Annotated in this window: 17 protein-coding genes; all 17 read left to right on the top strand. The window is 55.2% G+C overall.

From position 1 onward, the window contains the following. Positions 1 to 47: 47 nt before the first annotated feature. The 17 genes from JT31_RS02145 to tssA all read left to right on the top strand — a co-directional run bounded on the left by JT31_RS02145 (position 48) and on the right by tssA (position 24932). On the top strand, positions 48 to 593 hold the full coding sequence (locus tag JT31_RS02145) for a GNAT family N-acetyltransferase (RefSeq protein WP_038472835.1): 546 nt from the start codon (positions 48 to 50) through the stop codon (positions 591 to 593). Between the two features lie 398 nt (positions 594 to 991). Further along, entirely contained in the window at positions 992 to 1258 is a 267-nt protein-coding gene (locus tag JT31_RS02135) for an HTH domain-containing protein (protein WP_038472829.1), read from the top strand. Between the two features lie 90 nt (positions 1259 to 1348). Then, positions 1349 to 2998 carry a putative bifunctional diguanylate cyclase/phosphodiesterase gene (locus JT31_RS02130; protein ID WP_038472827.1) on the top strand — a complete coding sequence of 550 codons (1650 nt, stop codon included), beginning with the start codon at positions 1349 to 1351 and terminating at the stop codon, positions 2996 to 2998. Between the two features lie 577 nt (positions 2999 to 3575). Continuing rightward, a complete protein-coding gene (gene tssB, locus JT31_RS02125; protein WP_038472824.1) occupies positions 3576 to 4073 on the top strand; it encodes a type VI secretion system contractile sheath small subunit in 498 nt (165 codons plus the stop codon). A 32-nt stretch (positions 4074 to 4105) separates the two neighbouring features. Further along, the gene (gene tssC / locus JT31_RS02120) at positions 4106 to 5653 is read left to right on the top strand and encodes a type VI secretion system contractile sheath large subunit (RefSeq protein WP_038472822.1); all 1548 of its coding nucleotides are present in this window, start codon (positions 4106 to 4108) and stop codon (positions 5651 to 5653) included. 17 nt (positions 5654 to 5670) lie between these two features. Next, entirely contained in the window at positions 5671 to 7011 is a 1341-nt protein-coding gene (gene tssK / locus JT31_RS02115; RefSeq protein WP_038472820.1) for a type VI secretion system baseplate subunit TssK, read from the top strand. After that, the gene (tssL, locus tag JT31_RS02110) at positions 7008 to 7697 is read left to right on the top strand and encodes a type VI secretion system protein TssL, short form (RefSeq protein WP_038472818.1); all 690 of its coding nucleotides are present in this window, start codon (positions 7008 to 7010) and stop codon (positions 7695 to 7697) included. Before tssK ends, tssL begins: the two co-directional genes overlap by 4 nt. Further along, complete coding sequence (locus tag JT31_RS02105; protein WP_038472814.1) at positions 7694 to 9406, top strand: OmpA family protein; 1713 nt, start codon at positions 7694 to 7696, stop codon at positions 9404 to 9406. The genes tssL and JT31_RS02105 overlap by 4 nt, the downstream gene beginning before the upstream one ends. A 3-nt stretch (positions 9407 to 9409) precedes the next feature. After that, a complete protein-coding gene (locus JT31_RS02100) occupies positions 9410 to 9901 on the top strand; it encodes an Hcp family type VI secretion system effector (protein ID WP_038472810.1) in 492 nt (163 codons plus the stop codon). 304 nt (positions 9902 to 10205) lie between these two features. Then, positions 10206 to 12857 carry a type VI secretion system ATPase TssH gene (tssH, locus tag JT31_RS02095; RefSeq protein ID WP_038472807.1) on the top strand — a complete coding sequence of 884 codons (2652 nt, stop codon included), beginning with the start codon at positions 10206 to 10208 and terminating at the stop codon, positions 12855 to 12857. After that, a complete protein-coding gene (locus JT31_RS02090; RefSeq protein ID WP_038472804.1) occupies positions 12854 to 15349 on the top strand; it encodes a type VI secretion system Vgr family protein in 2496 nt (831 codons plus the stop codon). Before tssH ends, JT31_RS02090 begins: the two co-directional genes overlap by 4 nt. A gap of 4 nt (positions 15350 to 15353) precedes the next feature. Further along, positions 15354 to 16130 carry a T6SS immunity protein Tli3 family protein gene (locus JT31_RS02085; protein ID WP_038472802.1) on the top strand — a complete coding sequence of 259 codons (777 nt, stop codon included), beginning with the start codon at positions 15354 to 15356 and terminating at the stop codon, positions 16128 to 16130. Further along, a complete protein-coding gene (locus tag JT31_RS02080; RefSeq protein WP_038472799.1) occupies positions 16123 to 18054 on the top strand; it encodes an effector protein Tle3 domain-containing protein in 1932 nt (643 codons plus the stop codon). Before JT31_RS02085 ends, JT31_RS02080 begins: the two co-directional genes overlap by 8 nt. A 176-nt stretch (positions 18055 to 18230) precedes the next feature. Further along, entirely contained in the window at positions 18231 to 18494 is a 264-nt protein-coding gene (locus JT31_RS02075; RefSeq protein WP_038472796.1) for a PAAR domain-containing protein, read from the top strand. Next, positions 18494 to 19933, top strand: a complete 1440-nt coding sequence (locus tag JT31_RS02070; RefSeq protein ID WP_038472793.1) for a hypothetical protein — start codon at positions 18494 to 18496, stop codon at positions 19931 to 19933. Before JT31_RS02075 ends, JT31_RS02070 begins: the two co-directional genes overlap by 1 nt. After that, on the top strand, positions 19930 to 23331 hold the full coding sequence (locus JT31_RS02065) for an ImcF-related family protein (protein WP_038472790.1): 3402 nt from the start codon (positions 19930 to 19932) through the stop codon (positions 23329 to 23331). The genes JT31_RS02070 and JT31_RS02065 overlap by 4 nt, the downstream gene beginning before the upstream one ends. Next, a complete protein-coding gene (tssA, locus tag JT31_RS02060; protein WP_038472787.1) occupies positions 23331 to 24932 on the top strand; it encodes a type VI secretion system protein TssA in 1602 nt (533 codons plus the stop codon). The genes JT31_RS02065 and tssA overlap by 1 nt, the downstream gene beginning before the upstream one ends. The last annotated feature ends 40 nt before the right edge of the window (positions 24933 to 24972 follow it).

Genomic DNA, 24972 nt, shown 5'->3' with positions numbered 1-24972 from the left:
ATAGCCCGCAAGACTGCACTGCTTCACCGTCATAAAAGGAAGGGATAATGACCGTATCCATCAGTTGCCGCAGGGATATAGAAGAACTTCAGCGTGTTGAAGCGGCGGCGGCTCGTCGTTTTCTTAGCGTGCCTGAACTCGCGTTTTTAGCGGATTTCGGAGTAACGGATGCAGCCACGCATGCCGCAGCAATCGAAGATGGGCAGGCCTGGAAGGTGACGGGAAGCGACGGCAGGATCAAAGGATTTTGCTATTGCGAACGCCATGATGATGCGCTGTATCTGGCCGAGATTTCTACCCATCCGGATTTTCAGCGTCAGGGCGTAGGGAGCTTACTTCTGGCCGAGGTGAAGCGTAAAGCGCAGGCGCTCGGCGTGAGCCAGATTACGCTCACCACTTACCGGGACGTGGCCTGGAATGGCCCCTGGTATCGGCGTCACGGCTTTGAGATTATTGTGGATTCGCAGCTTACGCCGGAACTGACTTGCTGTTTAGCGTACCAGCGTGACGCCGGGCTTATGGTTTTACCCCGGTGCGCAATGCGTTATTTACTCGGGGAGGGGGAGATCTCTGTCGATAAACCACTTCCGTAGCCGGGTAAGCTGCCGGATGTGATAGCCGATCGCCAGCTCTTCGTACAGCGTCGTCGGGGGCGTAAGCGGCGCAACATCCGGCCTGCCGCTCAGGATGGCTCGTCGCGCCTGATACCAGGCCCGGCGTTTCATCTCAATTTCATCTGGTCTTGTTACCCGATGTTTGCTCACGGTCATAGTCTGCCAACTTATAGTAAGGCGCGATTATACCCCGCAAAGCCGTCGATATGTCGTCCGATCTCCACGGGTGCCCATTTTTATTCAAGAAAAAGCTAATCTTGTCATAACGTTGCGTAATAATTAGCTTGCTGTCGTGCGATATATTCTGCCAATGGCTGACACGACCTGTCATCTGTTCGCGTTAACATTCCTGACACCTACTTGCAGGAGAAACACTCATGACCCCCCCCGAAAAAAGCACGCTGCTGGCAGACCGTATTGCCGGGATCTTTTGTGAAATGCTGAGCTGCGAGCGCGTGTCCCGTCACCAACTGGCCAGTAAATTTGGCGTCAGTGAACGCACGATTTACCGGGATCTCCGGCGACTTAGCAACTATGTTTATCATGTTGGCGACGATCAGTATGCCCTTAGTCGGGAAGTGACTCAGCAGCTGGAAAATTATCTGCTGCGGGTAAAGCGGAAAAAGCGATCTCATGAACTCTAAAGCGGGCTTAAAGCTTCATAGCTACGCCGCCGATAATACGATAAATTACTCTTTTTATTAATGAAAAACCACAATCATCCCAAGGGCAAGATGCGTACTGAAAGTTTAACTGATATCGCCTATCGTCACTTTGTTGAAAGCGTAAAAGATTACGCCATCTACATGCTGAACGTAGATGGCACGGTAGCCACCTGGAATGAGGGGGCGCTGCGGGCGAAGGGATATCGGCGTGAGGAAATTGTGGGGCAGTACTTTGGCGCTTTCTATAGCGACGCCGAGCAAAAAAGCGGCCTGCCCGAGCGCAACCTGAATATCGCGCTGAAAAACGGCAAATTTGAAGGCGAAGGCTGGCGTTACCGTAAAGACGGGACCCGCTTTTGGGCGCACGTGGTGATCGACGCCATTTATGATGAGCACCAGACGCTGCTTGGCTTTGCCAAAATTACCCGCGACATTAGCGAGCAGAAGGTGGTTATCGATAAAATATCATGGCTCGCTCGCTATGATGCGCTGACCGGGCTACCTAACCGCGTCGAATTTTTTAGCTTCGTGGAAAAACTTTTTACCGAGTCTGATTATAACCGCATTGCCATTTGCACTGTGGATCTCGATAAATTCAAAGAAATAAACGATATCGAAGGGCATCTGGTTGGCGACCAGCTTTTACAGCGGGTTTCTTCCTCGGTACTTAAGGCGATTGAAAAAGATGAAATCGTGGCCCGCTTTGGCGGCGATGAATTTGTCGCGGCAAAACCTTATAACCACGATGACGAACTTCGCAATTTTACCGAACGCCTGCATGGCTGTTTTGTGGGGAAACAGTTTTTCGCCCACAGCGAAATTACCGTGAGTGCCAGCATCGGCGTGGCGGTTTATCCCGATGACGCCACGGATATCAATACGCTTATCAGTAATTCAGACCTGGCGATGTACCGCGCTAAAGCGAACCTGGATAATAAGATTTGCTGGTATGAAAAAGACATGGATGAAAAAACGCGCCTGCGAAACCTTATGGCGGCGGATATTCGCCGCGGTATCAAAGAAGGGCAGTTCTTCATTCACTATCAGGAAAAACGCTCGCTCAAAGACAAAGCCATTACCGGTTACGAAGCCCTGCTGCGCTGGAATCACCCGGAGCAGGGGCTTATCCCGCCGGATGAGTTTATCCCTATTGCCGAGGAAAGCGGGGCGATTGTTCCGCTGGGTTATTGGGTGATTGAAACGGTGTGTAAAGAGTCGCTCGCCAACAAACTCGACAAAAAAGTCTCGATAAATATTTCCCCGGTGCAGCTGCGTAATCTTAGCTTTATCGACAATGTGCGTGACATTTTAATGCGTACCGCGTGGCCGATAACGCTGCTGGAATTTGAGGTGACGGAAACCGCTTTTATCATCAATAAAAAGCTGACGTTTAACATTTTGCACCAGTTCCAGAAAATGGGGATCAGCATTGCGCTGGATGACTTTGGTACCGGCTATTCATCCCTTAGCACGCTGCGTGAGTTCCACTTCGACGTCATCAAGCTGGACCGTAGCTTCCTGACTAACGTTGAAAGTAATTTCCAGGCCCGCTCCTTTGTACGGGCGATCATTTCACTCGGCAACTCCATCAATACGCCGCTTATCGCCGAAGGCGTTGAGACAAAAGAGCAATTGCGTATTCTCGAAGAAGAAGGATGTACCGAGATTCAGGGGTTCCTTTTTGGCCAACCGGTAGATATCAAAAATATTCATCGTTAAAAACACGGCAGTGTGCGGCCGTACACTGCCTGTGTTGTAAGCAATGGCTGGCCTGTCTTTACTTTATGGGGTGTTGTTTTAACCTACGGCTGGATGTTTTTTACGCCGGATTATTCTAAGGTGTCGGTGTTTTATATGGTGATAATACCGGTGCGGTATTATAGCTGTATATGTTGATTCTGCTTTTGCTTTTGTCCCATTTGATAATGCAGATGAATGTGTTGGGTTAAATTAAGACTTATTCAGCGCCCTGGCGTGTTGGATTTTGTTAATTTTTTCATCTGGTTGCATTTCCGCTTTGACGTACATCAATTTTATTTCTCTTTTTGTATGAATATTATAATTTATCATTTCAGACAGTTTTTAATTCGGTGTCTCACGCAAGAGTTAAGTTATTTACCTTCCCTGTTAAGTTTATTCTGACAGACTGGCGCTTTCTTATGGAAAATTCCTATAAATAATTGTGCGTTTTTAATTTCCATAAAAAATTGATCTAACTTTGTGCATTGTTCTATTATTCTGCGCGGTGTAATGTAGCGCCAAAAATACCATGCAGCGATAACAGAGGGATGAGAAGATGGCTGACAGTTTCCAGGGCGAGGTGCCCAAAGCACGTATCAACTTAAAACTGGATTTACACACGGGGGGAGCGCAGAAAAAAACAGAGCTGCCGTTAAAGCTCCTGGTTACTGGTGATTTCAGCCACGGAGCCGAAACTGCGATTTTATCTGAGCGAGTAAAGACAGACGTTAATAAAAATAATTTTAACAGTGTTCTTTCTGAATATTCCCCAAAAGTTAATCTTACCGTAGTGAATACGCTTGCTGCCGACGGCAGCGAAGAGAATGTCAGTCTTGTATTCCGCGATATGAAAGACTTCACGCCAGAAGAGGTTGCTCGCCAAATACCTCAATTGAAAGCCATGCTGGCGATGCGTAATTTACTTCGCGATCTCAAAGCTAACCTTCTTGATAACCAGTCTTTCCGGAAAGAACTGGAAAAAATTCTAATTAATCCGGCGCTGAGCGCCGAACTCCGCGCGGAACTGTCTGCCCTTGCGCCAAAACAGGCATAAGTCGTCACGATATTTAATGGATTAATTGAGGAATGCTGATGTCTGTACAAAATGAAAACAACGCCGGTAGTGAGAGTATCGTCCTTGAACGCCAGGGGGCAGAGAGTGTTTATGCCTCGCTGTTTGAAAAAATTAATCTCAGCCCGGTTTCTGAATTAAGCGCGCTGGATATCTGGCAGGACAGTCAGGCGATGTCAGATGCCACCGCTGATGAACGACTGACCGCCGGAATGCAGGTCTTTCTGGAATGCCTGAGCAAAGCAGGTTCAAAAGTTGAGAAGCTCGATAAAACGCTGATTGACCACCACATCGCCGACCTGGATTATCAGATCAGCCGCCAGCTGGACGCCGTGATGCATCACGAAGAATTCCAGACGGTTGAGTCTTTGTGGCGCGGTCTGAAATCGCTGGTGGATAAAACCGACTTCCGTCAGAACGTTAAAATTGAACTTCTGGACCTGTCCAAGGAGGATCTGCGTCAGGACTTTGAAGATGCACCTGAAATCATTCAGAGCGGACTGTACCTGCAGACATACGTGGCAGAGTACGACACGCCGGGCGGAGAACCGATTGGTGCGCTGATTTCCGCTTATGAGTTCGACGCCTCCGCCCAGGATGTCGCCCTGTTGCGTAATATCTCGAAAGTTTCTGCGGCGGCGCATATGCCGTTTATTGGCTCTGCTGGCCCAAAATTCTTCCTGAAAGACTCGATGGAAGAGGTGGCCGCCATCAAAGACATTGGCAACTATTTCGATCGCGCCGAGTACATCAAGTGGAAATCCTTCCGTGATACCGATGATTCCCGCTACATCGGGCTGGTGATGCCACGCGTGCTGGGGCGTTTGCCTTACGGGCCGGACACGGTACCGGTCCGCAGCTTCAATTACGTGGAAGAGGTGAAGGGCCCGGATCACGATAAATACCTGTGGAATAACGCGTCGTTTGCCTTTGCCTCCAACATGGTGCGCAGCTTTATCAACAACGGCTGGTGCGTGCAAATTCGTGGCCCACAGGCGGGCGGTGCGGTTCAGGACCTGCCGATTCACCTGTACGATCTCGGCACCGGCAACCAGGTGAAAATCCCGTCCGAGGTGATGATCCCGGAAACGCGTGAATTCGAATTCGCCAACCTGGGCTTTATTCCGCTTTCCTACTACAAAAACCGCGATTACGCGTGCTTCTTCTCCGCAAACTCCACGCAGAAACCGGCGCTTTACGATACCGCCGATGCGACAGCGAACAGCCGGATCAACGCCCGTCTGCCGTACATCTTCCTGCTCTCCCGCATTGCGCATTACCTGAAGCTTATTCAGCGTGAAAACATCGGCACCACCAAAGATCGTCGCTTGCTTGAGCTGGAGCTGAACACCTGGGTTCGCAGTCTGGTCACTGAAATGACCGATCCGGGCGACGAACTGCAGGCTTCCCACCCGCTGCGTGATGCCAAAGTGACGGTAGAAGACATCGAAGACAATCCGGGCTTTTTCCGCGTCAAGCTGTACGCCGTGCCGCACTTCCAGGTGGAAGGAATGGACGTCAATCTGTCTCTGGTTTCCCAGATGCCGAAGGCGAAAGCGTAACGTAAGGCAGGAAGCCGATGAAAACGGAACAACCGTTATGGGGCAGGTGCCAGATGGTCTCTCCCCAGCACTTCCAGCAACAGGTCGCCTATGCGGCCTGGTCCGCTGAATGTATCGCCCAGTTGGGCCTGTCCCACCCGTGGGGAATGATTAGCGCCGCTTTCGAACCTGATTTGCTAAAGCTGGGCCGGCTTCAGGCCCGCCATCTGCATATCCGTTTCCAGGACGGGACGCTGATTGATACGGATAACGCCGACGCGCTGCCTCCGGCGATTTCGCTTGAGGATGTCTCTCAGGACGCGGTGGTGGTTCTGGCGCTCCCGCTGCTGAGGGCCAACGGCGGCAACTGCCTGAAGCCTGATGAAGTGGCCGAGCGTCCGGTGCGTTTTCGCCAACGCTGGCGGGATGTCCGAAATACCTTCGGGGACGACACTCGCCAGATTGCGGTGATGCAGCCGGAATTAACGCTGCGTTTTGCCGGGCAGGACAACAGTGACTATTTGACCTGCCCGATCGCACGTTTGCAGCGGGACTCTCAGGGCGCCTGGCGTGTGGACGAGACTTATCTTCCTCCGCTGCTGGCGGTACAGAGCAGCCGCTGGCTGGTCACCCAGTTAGAACAGCTGATGACGCAGCTGCGCGCCAGGCTGGCCCGCCTGATGGCCATGCGCCGTGAAAGCAATGAGCGGATGGCCGATTTTGCCGTGGCCGACGTCTCGCTTTTCTGGCTGCTTAACGCCCTGAACAGCGCAGAGCCGGTGCTGGGGCAGTTCGAGCGTAGCCTGCAAAGCCCGCCTGAGCGTTTGTACCCTGAGCTTGCCCGCCTGGCAGGCAGCCTGCTGACATTCTCTCTGGAGCACCAGGCCAGCGCGATCCCGGCTTATCAACATGATCGGTTGAATGCCGTTTTTCCGCCGTTGTTTGAATTGTTAGGGGACCTGCTGGAGGCCAGCCTGCCGTCCAGGGTGGTGTCCATTGAGCTTGAATACGATCCCCGGCTGCACTTCTGGCAGGCCCGTCTGCATGACCCCCGGCTGCGCGAAGGCGCGGATTACTACCTTTCTGTACGTTCGCCGATGCCGGTGGCGCAGCTGCAGGAGCAGTTCCCACGGCAGTGCAAAGTGGGCAGCCCGGATCACGTTCGGGGCATCGTTAATTCGTCCAGAGTGGGGGTGCCATTGACGCCGCTGCGCCATGTCCCCGCCGCCATTCCGCTTCGCCTGGAAAACCAGTATTTCAGCCTCGATGTCTCCCACGCGCTGGGGGCGGAAATGCTTCAAAGCGGCACCTGCATGTTTTACGTCCCGGGAATGCTCGGTGAGCCTGAACTTGAACTCTTTGCGGTACTGAGAACATGAATGAGCATAAACGCGGTAACGCCGCGGGCATTGATATCGATGCGCTGCTGCAGAATACCTGGCTGCAGGTTATTAGCCTGCGGCACGGCCCGACATTCCAGGATGGCGATGGCAAAAAACTGTGGGAACGCTGTATTGCTGATGTAGAACGCGTGCAGCGCGAGCTGAAAGCGAACGATCTCGATGAAGCCAGCTGTCTGCTTATCCTCACCGCGCAGTGTGCGTTGCTGGATGAAACGGTAAAAGGGCGCAGCGCGGAGGACGACGCCTGCGTGCAGTGGTATCACATTCCCCTGCTGGGGCACTTTCTCGGCACCATGGACGCCGGTGACACGTTGTGTGACCGGATGCGCGATGTTTTGCGCCAGCCCGAACCCAACAATGCCGTGGTGACCTGCTTCCAGCGGATCATGATGCTTGGGTTTCTCGGCAGTTTCCGTTCGCTGAACGATCCTGCGCGCCAGCAGCTCGTGCAGGATCTCAGTGAACATGTCCTTCCGTTCAGCTATCCACAGACTCATCCTGTACTGGCCGAAAGCCCTGCAGGACGAGCCATGGGCGGCTGGCTGGCATCGTGGCCTGTGCGTATTGGCCTAAGCGTTTTTGCCGTCGCAGCCCTGTGGTGGGGACTGGATCTCTGGCTCGATCGGACATTGTTAACCCTATTGCCTGAGGTCGTGAAATGAGCCCAGCGCAGCAGCGAGGTTTAGCGCTGTGGGCCGCGATGCTGAGCCTTGTGGTCTGCCTGGGCTTTCTGCCTGTTTCCGGCGCGTTTTCCGTACTCATCCTTCTGGTAATCCTGGGGATGATTACGGCGGTGTGGTACGTCGTGAGTCGCCGTGCTGAGCAAGATATCTCGCTGTGCCTGGATGACCTGCCGGAAGCCACATACCGCCAGCCCGTGGTACTGGTTTGTGGCGACCTGCCGCTGGCCTGGCCGCGTTCTTCACCGGTGTTGACCGTCACGCAGGGCTGCTGGATAAGAGTTGCAGAGCATCAGGATCTTCAACAGGTGGTTCGCCTGGTGCTACAGCAGCGCCCTGACTGGGGGCGTCAGCTGTCGATTATGGTCAGCGTTTGCCCGCAGAAACACGCTGATGCGGAAGCCCTGACCAGCCATCTGCTGGCCCTGCGCTGGCAAATAGGCCAGCTGCGCAAAGAAACAGGTCATGCCGTGCCGCTGGTGTTGAATGGCCAGACAGGCAGCGGGATGGTGAACGACATGCTCTGGCAGGCGGCGATTCCCGGCGAAGGAGTGCGCGTCTGGCGTGAATCTTCCTCGCCCTGTTCGATTGCCGCGTGGGTGACCACGGGTGGCGCGATGGCGATGCAGCAGCAGGTACTGATGAACAGCTTTATGAGCTGGTATCAGCTGCACGTCAAAGCCGTGTTTATGGATGAAAATCCCGATATGCCGGCCATTGCGCCCATCGCGGTGCTTTGGGGAATGGGCCCGATTCTTGCCGGGAGTCTCGCATCCTCGCTCTGGACGGCGTGGCTGTCCCGACACACCGCGATGCATCAGGTCTCTGGCTGGCAGCCTGTCGGCACGGACAGCACGGTGATTTCGCCGCTCCCGGATTTTGTTCTGCCGCTGTTACCTGAGGGAAAAGGGCTGACGGCGCGAGGCCGAGCCTGGCGATGCGCACTCGGGATCTTCACGCTGGCGGCGATGACGGCGTTGCTCAGCAGCGGCTGGAACAATGCCCAATTGTTACACCGCGTGAGTTTTGATATTGCCCGTTATGACCGTATCCCGATGAAGGATTACGGCCCGAAGGCCGAGGCTGTCGCGGTTCTGCGTGAAGATGCCGAACAGCTGGACGACTGGGCCCGTAACGGTATTCCTGCCCGGATGAGCCTGGGGTTATATCAGGGGGAGCGCCTGCGTATGCCTCTGCTGGAGGCTATCCGCTCGTACGTGCCCGCTCCGCCACCTAAACCACAGCCTAAGTTAAAACCGGCACCTAAAACCGTACGCCTCGACAGCATGTCGCTGTTTGACTCCGGAAAAGCCGCGCTGAAAACGGGATCTACCAAGCTGCTGGTCAATTCCCTGGTGGGGATCAAAGCGAAGCCGGGCTGGCTGATTGTGGTCGCCGGGCACACGGATAACACCGGCAACCCCCGGCTGAACCAAACATTGTCCCTGAAGCGTGCAGAAGCGGTACGCGACTGGATGCACGACACCGGCGACGTGCCGGAAAGTTGTTTTGCGGTGCAGGGTTATGGCCAGAGCCGCCCCATTGCAAACAATGACACGCCGGAAGGCCGCGCGCTTAACCGTCGTGTCGAAATCAGTCTGGTACCGCAGGCCAACGCCTGCTTGCTACCGGGCGAAATCCCAGCGTCATCGCAGGATGATGGCGTTCTACACAATGAAAAGGAGAAGTAAACCATGGCAATCCCTGTTTATCTTTGGCTGAAAGACGACGGCGGCGCGGACATCAAAGGGTCTGTTGACGTTGAGAACCGCGAAGGCAGCATCGAAATTGTGGCGCAGGAACATAATCTGTACATCCCTACGGACAACAATACCGGCAAGCTGACCGGCACCCGTATTCACACGCCGTTCATGTTCACCAAGGAAATCGATTCCTCCAGCCCGTACCTGTACAAGGCGGTGACCACCGGCCAGACCCTGAAATCGGCTGAATTCAAGTGGTACAAAATCAACGACGCAGGCCAGGAAGTGGAGTACTTCAACACCAAACTGGAAAACGTGAAGGTGGTGAAGGTCAATCCTGAAATGTACGACGTCAAAGATCCGTCGAAAGAAAAACACAACCATCTTGAGCGCGTAGAGCTGCGCTACGAAAAAATCACCTGGACCTACAAAGACGGCAACATCATTCATTCCGATAGCTGGAACGAACGCGCCACCGCGTAATTGCTCGTCATATTTCGCGCTGTAGCGGCGTTGGCTGCGTTCATGCACCCCGGTCACTTACTTCAGTAAGCTCCCGGGGCTGCACTCGCCTGCCGCCTTGCTTCAACGCGAACTCTTTAGAGCAACGGCCCGACGGGCAGCCCATTCTGCCCGCTTTTCTATTTTGCTGAACGTCTGCGTGGCGGGCGTTGAGCAAAGAAACCCACAATCTGCCCGCCCGACCTTGTGCGCTTTGGTCTCCTGTACAACAGGAAACAGCGAGGGGCGGTAGCGTGTCCAGGCCCCATTCAGGAGAGAATACAACATGGAAAATCCAGCCATCCTGCTGCGTCGTCTTAACCCTTACTGCGCCCGTGCGATGGAAGGGGCGGCTTCTCTGTGCCAGACCCGCGCCCATGCGGAAATTCTGCCGGAGCACTGGCTGCTGAAGCTGCTGGAGCAGGGTGAAGGTGACCTGACGGTGCTGGCGCGCCGCTACGAATGGAATATGGACTCGGTCTGGCAGGATCTTTTGGCATGGCTGGATGCACTGCCGCGTTCCGTGCGCGGCCGTCCTCAGCTTTCAGACAGCGTTCAGAAACTGCTGCAGGAGGCGTGGCTGATTGCTTCGCTTGCCGGGGAAGAACACATCCGGAGCGTACACCTGATGATGGCGCTGGTGGATAAACAGAACCTGCTGCGCTGTGACGGCCTGTGGCCGTTTTTGACGCTCGGGCAGGGCCAGCTGGAGCGCCTGCGTCCGCTGCTCGACGCGCAGTCTGACGAACGCCCGGAAGCGCAGCAGGAAGCTGAGCTGGCACACGCTCACGGCAGTGAAGTTGAGTTTATTGGCCGCCCGGTGGGGGCGACGAAAGAAGGTGACCTGGATCCGGCGCTGCAAAACGCGCTGGATAAATTCACTCTCGACGTTACGGCCAAAGCGCGTGAAGGGAAAATCGATCCGGTTTTTGGTCGTGACACGGAAATCCGCCAGATGGTGGATATCCTTTCCCGCAGGCGTAAGAACAACCCGATCCTGGTGGGTGAACCCGGCGTGGGGAAAACCGCGCTGGTAGAAGGCCTGGCGCTACGTATTGCCGAAGGTAACGTCCCTGTCAGCCTCCAGCCTGTCACCTTGCGTACCCTCGACCTGGGGCTTTTGCAGGCGGGAGCCGGCGTGAAGGGCGAGTTTGAGCAACGCCTGAAAAACATTATTGAGGCGGTGCAGCAGTCGCCTGACCCGGTGCTGCTGTTTATCGACGAAGCCCATACGATTATTGGGGCGGGTAATCAGGCTGGCGGAGCTGATGCGGCCAACCTGCTGAAACCGGCACTGGCCCGTGGCGAACTGCGCACCATCGCGGCCACCACCTGGTCTGAGTACAAACAGTATTTCGAACGCGATGCCGCGCTGGAGCGCCGCTTCCAGATGGTAAAAGTGGACGAGCCGGACGATGAAACCGCCTGCCTGATGCTGCGAGGCCTGAAGTCACGCTACGCGGAGCATCACGGCGTGCATATTACCGATGACGCCGTGCGCGCCGCAGTTACACTGTCACGTCGTTATCTTACGGGCCGCCAGTTGCCGGACAAGGCCGTCGACCTGCTGGACACCGCGGCGGCGCGTGTACGCATGAGTCTGGATACGCTGCCTGAAGAGATTGTGGTCCTGAAAGCGCAGCTCACCGCGCTGGAGCTTGAAGAACAGGCGCTGCTTGAAGACATCGCCACCGGCTGCCATCTGCCCGGCGAGCGGATTGAACGGATTGATACTCAGAGCAACAAGCTGGAAAGCACGCTTGAGGCGCTGGAAGGTCGCTTTGAACTGGAGAAGTCCCTTGCGCAGCAGGTGATGGAATGCCGCCAGGACATCAGCCGTCAGGCGGAGCTTGTCGACCTGCAGCGCCAGCTGGCGGCGATGCAGCAGGGGGACGCGCTGGTACAGATTGACGTAGAAACTCGCACCGTGGCTAACGTGATTGCCGACTGGACCGGCGTGCCGCTGTCTTCATTGATGAAAGATGAGCAGGCGGAGCTTCTGACGCTGGAGAATGCCATTGGTAAGCGGGTTGTAGGGCAGGAAGTTGCGCTTAACGCGCTTGCTCAGCGCCTTCGCGCCGCGAAAACCGGGCTGACGTCTGAAAACGGCCCGCAGGGCGTGTTCCTGCTGGTTGGCCCGAGCGGAGTGGGCAAAACCGAAACCGCGCTGGCGCTCGCCGATGCGCTGTACGGCGGCGAGAAGTCACTCATCACCATCAACCTGTCGGAGTACCAGGAGCCGCACACTGTTTCCCAGTTGAAAGGCTCACCTCCGGGCTACGTCGGCTACGGACAGGGCGGGATCCTCACCGAAGCCGTCCGCAAACGTCCATACAGCATTGTGCTGCTGGATGAAGTTGAAAAAGCCCACCGCGAGGTGATGAACCTGTTCTATCAGGTCTTCGACCGGGGTTTTATGCGCGACGGCGAAGGGCGGGAAATTGACTTCCGTAACACGGTTATTCTGATGACTTCTAACCTCGGCAGCGACCCTATCATGCAGCTGCTGGAGGAACAGCCAGAGGCAACGGAAGGCGATTTGCACGAACTGCTGCGCCCGATCCTGCGCGACCACTTCCAGCCCGCGCTGCTGGCCCGCTTCCAGACCGTGATTTACCGGCCGCTGGCCTCTGCCGCAATGCGCACCATCGTGGAAATGAAACTCGCCCAGGTCAGCCAGCGCCTGCAACGTCATTACGGCCTGTCGACCCATATCGAAGGAAATCTGTACGACGCGCTGACCGCCGCCTGCCTGCTGCCGGATAGCGGGGCCCGCAACGTCGACAGCCTGCTCAATCAGCAGATTTTACCGGTGCTGAGTCAACAATTGCTGATGCATATGGCAGCCCGACAGAAGCCCCGGACGCTGACGCTAAGCTGGACGGAGGATGAGGGGATCGGGCTGGAATTTGACCGTACCCAAGGAGAGCACGTATGAGCAATAATCCCCCGATAGATTTCAGCCATAACCACCATCTGCTGGCGGTGAAGGGCTGTGAGCCCGCCCTCGACGTGCTGGCCTTTCAGGGCGATGAAGCCCTCAGCAAGCCGTTCAGTTACCGGATAGAGTTCACCTGCGCCGACCATGCCGTTGGCAAAGAGATGATGTTGCTGAAGGCCGCCTCGCTGACGCTGCAGGCGCCGGTCGACCAGGGTTACGGCATTAAAATGCAGCAGCCGGTGCGGGTGATCCAGGGGCTGGTGACGGGCTTTGAACGCCTCAGCACCTCTGCCGACGAGAGCCTCTACGCCCTGACGCTGCAGCCCCGGCTGGCGCTGCTCGACCGCTCCCGGCAGAACGCTATTTACCAGGATATGTCGGTGCCGCAGATTGTGGAAAAAATCCTGCGCGAGCGCCACGGTATGCGCGGCCAGGACTTCGTGTTTTCACTCTCAAAAGAATACCCGCGTCGCGAGCAGGTGATGCAGTACGGCGAGGACGACCTGCGCTTCATCACCCGCCTGTTGGGTGAAGTTGGCATCTGGTTCCGCTTCACCACCGACACGCGGCTCAACATCGACGTGGTGGAGTTTTATGACGGCCAGCAGGGCTATGAGAAAGGCCTGACTTTGCCGTCGGTGCCGCCTTCCGGGCAGCATGCGAAAGGGGCGGACTCGGTGTGGGAGATGACGTGCCACCACAGTGTGGTGCCAAAGCAGGTCAGCACCCGCGATTACAATTACCGCCAGGCGGCGGAGGACATGAACACGCAGGTGGACGTGACCCGGGGAGATACCACCACCTACGGTGAGGCGTATCACTACGCCGACAACTACCTGACGCCGGGCAGCGCTTATGACCACAATCCGGCCCCGGAATCGGGCGCGTATTACGCCCGGCTGCGGCATGAACGCTACCTGAACGGGCAGACGCAGACCCGGGCCACGACCACCTGCCCGACGCTCTCCCCGGGCCAGGTGCTGAAAGTCACCGGCGGGGATGAAGTCGCGGCGGTGTTTGTGCAGGGCGTGGTCATCACCAGAATGACCAGCCATGCCCGGCGTGACCGGGATTTTGTGGTGCATTTTGACGGCATCCCGGACAGCACGGACTTTGGCTTCCGCCCGGAGCCCGGCGACCGGCCGGTGATGGCGGGCACGCTGCCCGCCCGCGTCACCAGTACCACCGAAAACGATACCTACGGGCATATCGACAAAGACGGCCGTTACCGGGTCAACATGCTGTTTGACCGCGACGGCTGGGAAACCGGCTTTGAAAGCCTGTGGGTGCGCCAGGCCCGGCCGTATGCCGGGGACACCTACGGCCTGCACCTGCCGCTGCTGGCAGGCACCGAAGTGGCGATTGGTTTTGAGGCCGGCAACCCGGACAGGCCCTACATCGCCGGCGTACTGCACGACTCGGCCCACGGCGACCACGTCACCATCCGCAACTACAAACGTAACGTCCTGCGCACACCGGCGAACAACAAAATCCGCCTCGACGACGAGCGCGGCAAGGAGCACATCAAGGTCTCCACCGAATACGGCGGCAAGAGCCAGCTGAACCTCGGCCATCTCGTCGACAGCGAGCAGCAACAACGCGGTGAGGGCTTTGAGCTCCGGACGGACAGCTGGGGCGCCATCCGGGCGCAGAAGGGCATCTTCATCTCGGCCGACGGGCAGGCGAAGGCGCAGGGGGATGTGCTGGAGATGGGGGCGGCGCTCGCGCGGTTGTCCGCGGCGTTAGTTGAAATGGAATCCCTGGCGGCCAGCGCACAGCAGGCCCGGGCGCTGGCGGCCGATGTCAGCCGGCAGCAAAAGCTCCTGAAGGAGAACATCGAACAGCTGCAGGCAGAAGTCATCCTGGGCAGTGCGCCGAAAGGCATGGCCCTGGTGAGTGGCGAGGACATGCAACTGTCGGCGGGTGACAATCTGATGCTGACGGCGGGCAGACAGCTGGATGTGGGGGCACAAAAGAACGTCACCCTGTCGGCGGGGAAGCAGCTCAGCCTGTACAGCCGGGAAGGGGCGAAGTTGTTCAGCTCGCATAACGATATAGATATTCAGGCGCAGGGGGGAAATATCACCACCTGGTCCACGCAGGACACGCATATCTCGAGCGGGAAGAAACTGGTGGTGACGGCACAGGATGAGCTGACGCTGATCTGCGGGGGCGGCTATATCAAAATTAAGGGTGGGAATATTGAGATAGGCGGCCCGGGTAAGTTGCTGGTTAAGAACACGGGAATAAAGAAGGCAGGTACCGGCAGTATGCAGGGTGTGATGAAGTCGTTTGAGCCATCAACGTTTGATGAAAGTTTTGCATTGCTTCATCCCATTAGTGGTGAGCCAATATCAGGGCAACATTTCAGGCTCAGGCTGCCAGATGGAACTGTGCAGGATGGGGTAACCGATGCACAGGGCAAGACTCAATTGTTGAAAGGGATATCGATGGATGATGTCACGTTTGAACTTCTGAAGGGAGAGTGAGGGTATGAAAAAGTTAATATGGTGGCTGGCTGGTTTTATAGGGTTGTTACTTGCTTGTGGTTCTCTGTCGGGGTGTGTCACCACATCGGGAGCTGCGTTTGGGGCTGCGTCGGGTGCGATGGTGGCCAAAGGCGTCGGGCATGATTTTAACTATTATGTTTTTGATGTACCGCCGCAGGTTATTTATCGCATTGACGATCATCGGTTCTTTACCCTGGAAAACTATAAAGACTGCGATCATGGTGGTCTTGCCTATTACAATGACACAAAAAACAAAATTAAAAAGTACGTAGGCGGTGGCTCAGACAGTAACGCTATCTTAAGTGCGAATCCACTAATGTCATGGAAGGGGGATTTTATTTATGCTGCATCTGATAATGTTGTTGCATATATTGAAAGGTTTCCTCGCATGAGTGATCGAGATACCCATAGTGGGGTTTTTTTTGCTTATGAAATTGGTGGTAAATATGGGCTGATTAATGTTGGGGCGGATTACGAATCAGGGTTGAGGAAAACTATTCTTGTTACGAACTCTGCTTTGTATTTAAAGTCTCCAGGTGCGCAAAATTTATTATTTACCTTGCCTGTGACAAATACAAATTCCTTCGATATATCGGAAGATGGTCCTAAATCAGCAGAAGGAGATGCATGGCCTCTTGTTCAAACCCCTTTAAGAACGACCCGGTTTACTTGTGATAATACAATAAAACCTGTAAGCGTCAGGGTGTCGCCTGATCAGGTTTATGCAGTTGATGCCACGGAGGTACCTAAGTATGAGTAATCAACAATCCGAGCCTCTGCGTGACGCTCCCGTGCATTATGATGATAATGGCAAACCATCCTGGCGTGGCATGTGCTCGCACAAAAATATTAAGGTGCGCTCAGCCTGCTATCATCCTGTTCAACTGCCTGGATTAATTATCTTTGTCCACGGCGTTAACTCTGAGGGGGAATGGTATGATATCGCAGAGGAAAATTTATGTATCGGTTTAAATAAGCGATTAAATTTACCTCAAAAAGAGTGGTTGGCAAAAAATATTTATAAAGCCGATGCAGTTTTAGGCCGGGGTATTATCGACTCTGATTCAAGTCGTTCACCGGTGATCCGTTTCTACTGGGGTTACACCGCAAAACCGGGAACGGAAGATGACTATCAGGTTCCGCTGCGTAATCTGGCAGGCGAGGATTATCACAATCTGAAAAAATATAAAAAGCTTCCGCAGAGTACGCTTGCGGCGAAAGGCCCGTGGTACTGGGGCGGCGGTCCGTTTCAAAACGGCTGCAACCAGCTGGTTTCTCTGTGGAGTGATGAAGGATTTAATAAGTGGGTCAGGCAGTCACCCATCCCGTTTAGCGTACAGTTTGTGAACAGTGAACTGGATCGCCTGCTGGCAAAAGCACCCGCCCGGCATTACTACGCGCATGCCGCTCGCCGACTGGCAGATTTGCTGAATACTATCCGTAGCACCTATCCGAAAGATACCGTGACGCTGATTTCTCATAGCCAGGGCACGATGATTGCCATGGCTGCAACGTTGCTGGCGGATAAAGCGCCTGATGCTCTGTTTGTGATGAACTCGCCGTATGCGATGGAGCACAAAAAGGTGGATCGCTTCTCCTACCCGTTTGCTGAATGTATCTCAACTCAGGCACGGCACCAGACGCTGGAGACAATTGTAAAAAAAGTCGCTCAGCAGGCGAGCCACCTCGCCGAGGCTGACTATGGCCGGATGGTTGTGGGTGCCGATGCAGATAAGCGCAGCTGGAAACCTACGGGCATGGCTGATAACGGGATACCTGAACGGGATAATCACGGGCGCACCTGGATTTACTGCAACCCGCACGATCGGGTGATGGGGATGAGTGCGCTGCTCAGCATTGGCTGGCAGGGGCTGCCAAACACACCGGAAGGGAAAATGCCGGAGTTGCTGGTGAATAATAAAGGGCATTTATTTCAGCGGATGCTGGCGCGGGAAACACCCTGCGGCGATAACCCCCGCCAGGACACCCCTTTCGGACGCCTGCTCCCATCTGGTTCACCTTTCTGGGATGATGGCGGTCAGTTTGGCGTATACGATAACCCGCCACTCAATCAGACGCTGTATATCAATGGTGAAAAGGTACCTGAACCTATTACCGCTCATGAACTTTCCGGTTTTGATGCTACCCGTGTCGGATTACAGGAAAAGAACAAGACAAATATAGAACAGGAGGGCTACGGTTGGGGGCAATACTCTACAAATTCCAAGGGAAAGAAAATCTGGCATGACGATACCTTTCCTTACTACGCCTCGCTGTATCCGGAGCAGTGGAAGAGTGAAACTGACGGCATGGACTGGAGCCCGGCCAGCAAAGATGAGCGTATGAATCGCAGACGTGAAACCCAGGAAGAGAAAGAGGCGCGGTTACGGACGTTTGTCTCCCAGCCCAGCGATCACAGCTCCTTGCCTTCTAATCCTCAATTCATGAGCCGAGTCGTGGCTTATGATTTACCAATAGGGCTCTGCGACAGTTCAAATGATAAGAGCTTCCTGGCGCAGTTGCGCCGGATGGCTGACTGGCAACAGAGCGACAGCTATTTCCGTACCGGTGTTCATCCGCAATATAGCCGGCCAGCGGAAGTTGATGCGGAGAGTGCAGGAGGCATCAGTCCTGAAGAGATGGCGGAAATCCGGGCAATGGACAACCGGGGCAGGCATCCCTGATGCTGAATATAAACCTGTTGTCTTATCAGCCGATTTATTAGCGGGAAATAATTTTTTAAGAATCATGTGAATCAATAGAGTGCACCGTGTTCGCTTTTCTTTTGGCGTCGTTAGTGTTCGTCTGTTGAAAGACAAAATAGCTTCCTGTACCAGTCGCGTTATCCAAGGAGTTAACAATGGGAAAATTCGTGGTGGTGTTGGGTGATGCCACCTCACACGGTGGAAAAGTCTCCTCCGCCTCATCCAGTTTCGACATTTCAGGGAAGAATGTAGCCTTATTAAATGACTCGGTCACCTGCCCAGAACATGGAATAAATAAAATTATTGAGTGTGATATTTCAGCCTATGAAGAAAATGGCCGTGGAATTGTCGTCCATGGCTGTAAAACATTGTGCGGATCAATTGTTATTGCAGGTTTTCAGGATATGGAAATTGATTGATGGGATGGTTACTACCGAATGTCGCGGCTAAAGAACCGGCTCGTTGCTGGTCTCCCTGGGTGTGTCTGTTCATCATATTCACCGGTGTGTTCTTTGCTCTATTTTATGTCGTCTTAAACCCACCTTCAGGTGAACTGCCATCACTGTCCAGTGGATATTGGCTGCCGCTGACGGTGACAACATTTACAGGAATTGCAGTAACAATTACATTTTATAGCCTGTGGTGGGAGATTCAGTCTGTCGTCGTCTGGAACTGGAATACATGGCGTCGAAATATGAATATTCTGTGGCGAAAAAGAGCGCATCAGCATCTATTTATTGCCCACCATCTTTTCCAGTCTGCCGACCCTCAGCAACTGACCCGCATCGCGGGAGTTGGACAAGATAATGATAATGAAAAAATGTTTTTAAATCTTCTGCCAGATAAGCCAATTACGCCTGGAATTATACGTTTTGAACAATTATGCCAGGTGATGCTGAATGAATTAAAACAGCCTTTATTGAGACAATATTCTTCAGGGAATTTAAGGGTGCTGGTTCAGTCGTCTGGGGCCGATAAGTCTGAGGAGTTACAATCCTTTAATCAGCTCTGGGCTGCCGCGAGTTTGCCCTGGAATGCAGATATTCACGTTTTATCCGCAGGGTTACCGTTTGACGACTGGAATAAAAATGTCGTAACCAGCCGTATCCCTGTTCTGGTTCTGGCCCTGCATTATCGCCAGCCTGAGGAATTACTGCCTGAGTTTGTAAGTGCATTACTGTTGATGCCTCAGGCTTTATTGCATTCTGCAAAATCTCACAAAGAAATACGTTTGTTCCGGGCTATGTCGCTGAATACAGCATCCCTGAAGTCTGAGCTGGCAGATTTAAAGACAATGGGGCAACAGCCAGTAAAAAATAAGTATGTCGTTTGGCATAGCGGCCTTGCTAATGTGCCCCGACAGATAGCCGGGAAAGTATTAAACGAGCTTTCATTTCCACTTGAAGACGATATTGGAACCGGTGGGATTATTGATTATGACCAAAAGTTTGCTGCTTATAGGGGGTTGACTGGTTGGGCCATGACTGCTGCCGCAGCGGAAATGGCGAGTTACCACTCTGAAAGCCAATTGCTACTTTGTGAAGATGAAGATGCAGCATGGGCAATCGTTTTGGGGAAAAGCTCACCGGTAGCAAGTGCTGATATTAACCCGCTTTCATCCCCTTTCCCGCTTGGATCACTGATGCTGGCATTGCTCTTTAACGCTGGCCTTTATTCTCTGATGCTTAAATTTTCACCTGTTGTTGCGCATTCATGGAGCGGGGTGATGGTTCTGATATTGTCCCTCGCAGTGACTCTGCCCGGTGTCGCTTTTTTACTGCGATATGTCATTGCACACCTGCAGCGCTCACAATTCAGAAAGGCTGCAAGTCAGTCCGGAAAGGAATCACCGGTATGAAAAAGATATTGCACAGCCTGGGTGTTGTGCTGCTTGTTGTTGCTATTGCAATCATTCTTCTTTTTGTATTTTCTCAGACAGAATCGCCACCGGCTGAAAATAGATCCTGGAACTCCGTTGTTGGCGTGGTTTTTTTAACAGGATTACTGGTCACGATACTTTTCTTTCTGCTCTCAGGGAAAAATCATAACACTCCTGTTGCCCCGGCCGATGGTCACCTGGATAATGCCGATAAAGAAACAATTACCTGTAACTATCATGAATTGCGTAACCATCTCCGCGCGCGATACACCTTCCTCTGGCGCCATAAAGTCCGCCTGCTGCTCATCACCGGCGACGAAGCCGCGATTGAACAGCTGGTTCCCGGCCTGCAGAAAAATCAATGGCTCGAAGGTAACCGTACCGTACTGATTTACGGCGGTAGTCTGACTGCTGAGCCCGGCAAGGAAAAATATACCGCGCTGCGCAAACTGCGCCGTGGCCGCCCGCTGGACAGCATTATTCGCGTGCTACCGCACTCGTCAGAACTCACGCCGCAGATAAGTGATACAGACCTGCGCGGCCTGGAAAAAATCAGTGAACTGCTGCGTTATTCCGCACCAGTCTGGCTATGGCAGCTGTGCGACAGCGCCTGGTCGCAGGCAAAGCGCACGGAGCAGGCAGTCGGGGCAAGTTTCCCGCTCCGCGCAAATCCGGATGATGTCGTTCGTCAGATGGAAAACCTGTTGCCACGCCTCACGACGCAGGGCGTTAGCCAGGTCATCGAAAATAACAGCCACGATTTTCTGTTGCGGCTGAGCCAGCACCTGAAAGAGGGCGGCATCCGCCGCTGGGTTGAGCTACTGACGCCGTGGCTGTATGCCTCGCAATCACGTATCCCCCTGCGGGGCGTGATGTTCAGCCTCCCGCCAGGCAAATCAGCACAAAACGCCGTAGCGGCGACGCATACTGGTGCGGAGAAGTTCATCCCGGAATCACAGCGCCATGCCCTGACGCTGCCTGCCATCTGGCAGGGCATTACGGCGGACTGTACCCGCGTCCGGGGCCGCCGGGTGGGTATGGCCTGGGAGCAAACGCTGGCTATAGGCATCATGGTCGTGGTGGGATTTTGGGCCGCCGGGCTGCTGCTTTCCTTTGCGCTGAACTACGGGCAGATTTCTTCTGTCGCCGGCAAATCACACGATCTTGTTAAAAATCGCGCCGTCTCTGACCGGCAGCTCACCGCCCTGCACGATCTGCGTAACGACGCCGGTCGCCTGCAGCATCATGTCCAGGACGGTTCGCCGTGGTACCAACGCTTTGGGCTTGACCACGGGCAGCAGCTGCTGAATGCGATGCTGCCCTGGTACGGTGTGGCGAACAACCGCCTGATTCGTGACCCGGCCAACGAGGCCCTGATGCAAAAACTCGCCGCGCTGGCTAACTCGGCGCCCAACAGCGACAGGCGTGCACAGCTGGCGAAACCCGGTTATGACCAGCTGAAAGCCTGGCTGATGATGTCGCGCCCGGATAAAACCGATGGCGCGTTCTACTCGCAGACCATGCAGAGCGTACAGCCCACGCGCGCAGGGATATCCCCGGGGCTGTGGCAAAGTTTATCCCCGGACCTGTGGGCGTTCTATATCACCGGGCTACCAAACCAGCCTCAGTGGAAAATTACGCCAGACGCACAGCTCGTCAGCCAGAGCCGGCAGGTGCTGCTGCAGCAGATTGGCCGCCGCAACGCGGAAAGCACGCTGTATGAAAACATGCTCAAATCCGTGCGGCGTAACTTTGCGGATGTCTCCCTGGAAGACATGACCAGCGGCACCGATGCCCGCCGCCTGTTTACCACGGATGAAGTGGTGCCGGGGATGTTCACCCGCCAGGCGTGGGAGGGCGGTATTCAACAGGCGATTGCGAAGGCGGCTAACTCTCGCCGGGAAGAGATTGACTGGGTGCTGAGCGACAGCCAACAAAGCGTGTCTGGCGAGATTTCGCCAGAGGCGCTTAAGGCGCGTCTGACCGAGCGTTACTTCACCGATTTTGCCGGCAGCTGGCTGAACTTTCTCAACAGTTTACGGCTTAATCCGGCCAGTAACATTGCCGATGTGACCGACCAGCTGACGCTCATGAGCGATGTGCGCCAGTCTCCGCTGATTGCCCTGATGAACACGCTGGCCTGGCAGGGTGAGACCGGCCAGAAAGCCGAAAAGTTTTCTGAGTCGATCATCAAATCTGCAAAAGAGCTGGTCAGCAACAAGGACAAACCGGTGATTGACCAGACGGCGGCAGGCCCTCAGGGGCCTCTCGATGACACCTTTGGGCCGTTATTGACGATGATGGGGAAAAACGAGGCCAGCAACGTGATGTCTGCAGACAGTTCGCTGAGCCTGCAAACGTACCTGACCCGCATCACTCGCGTGCGGCTGCGTTTGCAGCAGGTAGCCAGCGCGTCTGACCCGCAGGAGATGATGCAAACCCTGGCGCAGACCGTCTTCCAGGGCAAAAGCATCGATCTGACGGACACTCAGCAGTACGGTGGCCTTGTGGCGGCCAGCCTTGGGGAAGAGTGGAGCAGCTTTGGTCATACGATGTTTGTGCAGCCGCTGACGCAGGCCTGGGAAACCGTGCTCCAGCCGTCGGCCGCGAGCCTCAATGACAAGTGGCGTCGCTCGGTGGCCGCCAACTGGCACACGGCGTTCAACGGTCGCTATCCGTTTACCATCAGCAAAAGTGAAGCTTCGTTGCCGATGCTGGCTGAATTTGTGCGTAAGGACAGCGGGCGTATAGAACGCTTCCTCACCACGGAGCTGAACGGCGTGCTGCATAAAGAAGGCAGCCAGTGGGTACCAGACAAGATGCACGGCCAGGGGCTGACCTTTAATCCGGCCTTTCTCCAGGCGGTTAACCAGCTGAGCCAGCTGTCGGACATTCTGTTTACCGACGGCGGCCAGGGCATCAGCTTTGAACTGCAGGCCCGGCCTGCGCCGCAGGTGGTGGAAACGCAACTCACTATTGACGGGCAAAAACTGCATTATTTCAACCAGATGGCCGACTGGCAGGCCTTCCGCTGGCCGGGGGTAACGTATAAACCAGGCACCCAGCTGACCTGGACCTCAACCAGCGCCGGGGCACGGCTGTTTGGCGATTACAGCGGGACCTGGGGGTTCATCCGCTGGCTGGAAGAGGGCAAACGGCAACAGCTGGATAGCAGCGAGTGGATGATGAGTTTTACCGCCCCGGACGGGCGAACGCTGCAATGGGTGCTGCGCTCGCAGCTGGGTAAGGGGCCGCTGACGCTGCTGGCGCTGCGAGGTTTCACGCTGCCGGATCGGATCTTTAGCGTCGACAGCGTGGCCACGGCTCAGGCCCTGACTCCCGGAGCAGGAGATGATGACATGGATGGAACGGAATAATGAGCTCACTACAGAATCTCGTCTCTGCCTGCCTGGCGGATGAAACTTTACTGCGTCAGCAGGCGCAAGCCCGCACGGAAAACTGGGGGCAGTGGCTTATCCCAATAAGTGATGCATGCCCCACGGGGGAGGATCCCGGCTATGACGATGATTTTCAGCGTGTCCGGGAAGAAGTTAACCAGCTTTCCGGCATCGATACCGGCCTGATTTGCCAGCTCGCGGAAAAACTACTGACCACCACCGCCAAAGATATCCGGGTTGCCACCTACTATTGCTGGGCACGTTTGCATCAGGACGGAGAAGCAGGCTTTGCCGAAGGGCTTGAACTGCTGGCAGGCATGCTGCAACGCTTCGGCACTCAGCTTCACCCGCAGCGAGATCGTAGCCGAAAGGCTTCGCTGGAATGGCTGGCTGGTTCTCGGGTGCTTGCCAGCCTGTCGCTTTATCCGGAAGTGACGCGCGACGATGCACAACGCACCGTTGGAGCGTTGCTCCTCATTCGTGACGGTCTGGAAGCAGAGCCGGAGGCGTCATGGCCGGATCTGAACGCCCTTTATAGCGCGCTGGAGTCTCGTCTGGTGAAGGCCGGCGGCGTGGATGCCGTGGTACCACAAAATGCCAGTGACGCAACGCAACCTTCTCATCTCTCAGGATCGCCTGACAGCCAGGCACCGACGCTGACCCGCATCACCTCGGGGCAGGATTTGCTGGCCCAGGCCCGAACGCTGACGAGCTACCTTCGCGAACAGCCTGATGGCTGGCTGGCGGCGCATCGGCTGATGAAGAGTTTGCGCCATGACACCCTGCGAGAGATCCCGGCCCCGGACGCAGAGGGGAAAACGCGTATCGAACCCCCGCGTGCCGACCAGCGGGCCATGCTAAAACGCCTGTATCTGCAGCAGAGCTGGTCAGAAATCCTTGAGCAGGCGGACAGCGCCTTTTCACGCGGTGCCAACCACCTGTGGTTTGACCTGCAATGGTACATCCACGAAGCGTTGATGAAGCTGGGGCAGGACGTGACCGCCGACGTCATCATTGCGGATTTGAAAGGGTTTCTCCGGCGTCTCACCGGGCTTGAAACGCTGGCGTTTAATGACGGCACGCCGTTTGCCGATGAGGTGACGCTCAACTGGATTAATACGCGGGTGCTGGACGACCTGTCCGGCTGGCACGACGAGTCAAAAAGTCCCGTTGGCATGGCTGAGAACGACATTCTGGCCCTTGAACCGGAAGCGCTGGAGAAGGCGGACCGCGAAGGCCTTGATGCAACGTTCCAGTGGCTCCAGGGACGCCCGGGCGTGGGCTCAGCTAAAGATAAATGGCTGCTGCGCCTGCTGATGGCACGGGTGGCGGAGCAGAAGGGCAAGAATGAGCTGGCCCTGCACCTGCTGGGGGAGCTGGACAGCCTCGCGCGGACCATCACCCTCACGCAGTGGACGCCGTCGTTGCTGTTTGAAGTCAAATCACGGCGTCTCAGGCTGCTACGCATGAAAGCCTCACGAAGCGAAACCGACAAATCACGGCTCCAGTCGGAGATGGACCAGCTGCTGGCCGGTCTGATTGCCATCGACCCGGCCAGCAGCGCGGTACTGTGCGGGTAATTGCCTGTTACAGCCGCCACTAAAACAAAAAATAATCAGG

The organism is Cedecea neteri (assembly GCF_000757825.1).
Taxonomy (GTDB): domain Bacteria; phylum Pseudomonadota; class Gammaproteobacteria; order Enterobacterales; family Enterobacteriaceae; genus Cedecea; species Cedecea selenatireducens.
This window is presented reverse-complemented; position numbering and strand designations above follow the sequence as displayed.